The sequence below is a fragment of the Thioalkalivibrio denitrificans genome (assembly GCF_002000365.1).
Classification (GTDB): Bacteria; Pseudomonadota; Gammaproteobacteria; order Ectothiorhodospirales; family Ectothiorhodospiraceae; genus Thioalkalivibrio_A; species Thioalkalivibrio_A denitrificans.
Map to the genome: position 1 here is coordinate 1 of NZ_MVBK01000075.1, position 1,277 is coordinate 1,277.

2 protein-coding genes are annotated in these 1,277 nt (G+C 62.7%); both read left to right on the forward strand.

Annotation, left to right across the window (positions count from 1 at the left end):
• Nucleotides 1-712 (forward strand): large ribosomal subunit assembly factor BipA (locus B1C78_RS12070; RefSeq protein WP_483887640.1); only part of this gene is annotated, 712 nt, incomplete at its 5' end.
• Between the two features lie 245 nt (nt 713-957).
• Nucleotides 958-1,277, forward strand: a 320-nt coding sequence (locus B1C78_RS12075; protein WP_139349917.1) for a response regulator, incomplete at its 3' end; no start/stop codon positions are given.

Genomic DNA, 1,277 nt, shown 5'->3' on the forward strand with positions numbered 1-1,277 from the left:
CATCGAGAACATGCGCCGCGAGGGCTTCGAGCTGGGCGTTTCCCGCCCCGAGGTGATCGTGCGCGAGCGTGACGGGGTGAAGGAAGAGCCTTACGAGATGGTGACCGTGGACGTGGAGGAGCAGCACCAGGGCACCATCATGGAGAAACTGGGCAGTCGTCGCGGCGAACTGCTGGACATGATCCCCGACGGCAAGGGCCGGGTGCGCCTGGACTACAAGGTGCCGTCGCGCGGGCTCATCGGCTTTCAGACCGAGTTTCTCACCGCCACCTCCGGTACCGGCATCCTGCATCATGTGTTCGACAGCTACGGCCCGTTCCGGGCAGGCGCCGTGGCGGCGCGCAACAACGGCGTACTCATCGCCAACGGGGCCGGCAAGGCCCTGGGTTATGCACTGTTCAACCTCCAGGAGCGTGGGCGGCTGTTCATCGGCCCCGGCGAGGAGGTTTACGAGGGCATGATCATCGGCCTGCACAGCCGGGACAACGACCTCGTGGTCAACCCGCTTAAGGCCAAGCAGCTCACCAACATCCGTGCCGCCGGCTCCGACGAGAACATCATCCTCACGCCCCCCATCCGCATGACGCTGGAGCAGGCCCTGGAGTTCATCGATGACGACGAGCTCGTGGAAGTCACGCCGAAATCCATCCGGGTGCGCAAGAAGCTGCTGCTGGAACACGAGCGCAAGCGGGCGTCGCGCGCAGCGAGCTGAAGGCGCGCTGCGCTGCGCGAAGGTTGAAGGTTGAAGGATGAAGGATGAATTCAACCTTCATCCTTCTAAATGGGGGACTTGAGTTCATCCTCCCGCCTCCCGCCTCCTTCCTCTATCCTTTAACCTTCGGCCATTCGGCGCATTTCCCGCCGAATGGCCGACGAACGGTCATGTTTGTGAGCCGGCGCAATGTTCCATGGCGCTATGTTGGTGATAACCTTCCGGAAATCGGAGGAGGAGAGGCCATGTCAGCGACCATTGCCGAGCGCCCGGAGAGCGCACAGAGCTATACCATCGAGAAGCCCCGCATCCTGGTGGTGGAGGATTCCACCACCATGCGCAAGGCGATCCGCCGCCTGCTGAGCAACGATTTCGAGGTGCTGGAGGCCGACGACGGGGATACGGGCTGGGAGATCGTCCGGGACGATCCCCGCGTCCAGGTGGTGTTCACGGACCTTGTCATGCCGCGCATGAACGGGTTCATGCTCCTGCGCCAAATCCGGGAGTCCATCCACGAGCGCATCAATGGCCTGCCGGTGATTATCATCACCGGCAGGCCATTGAT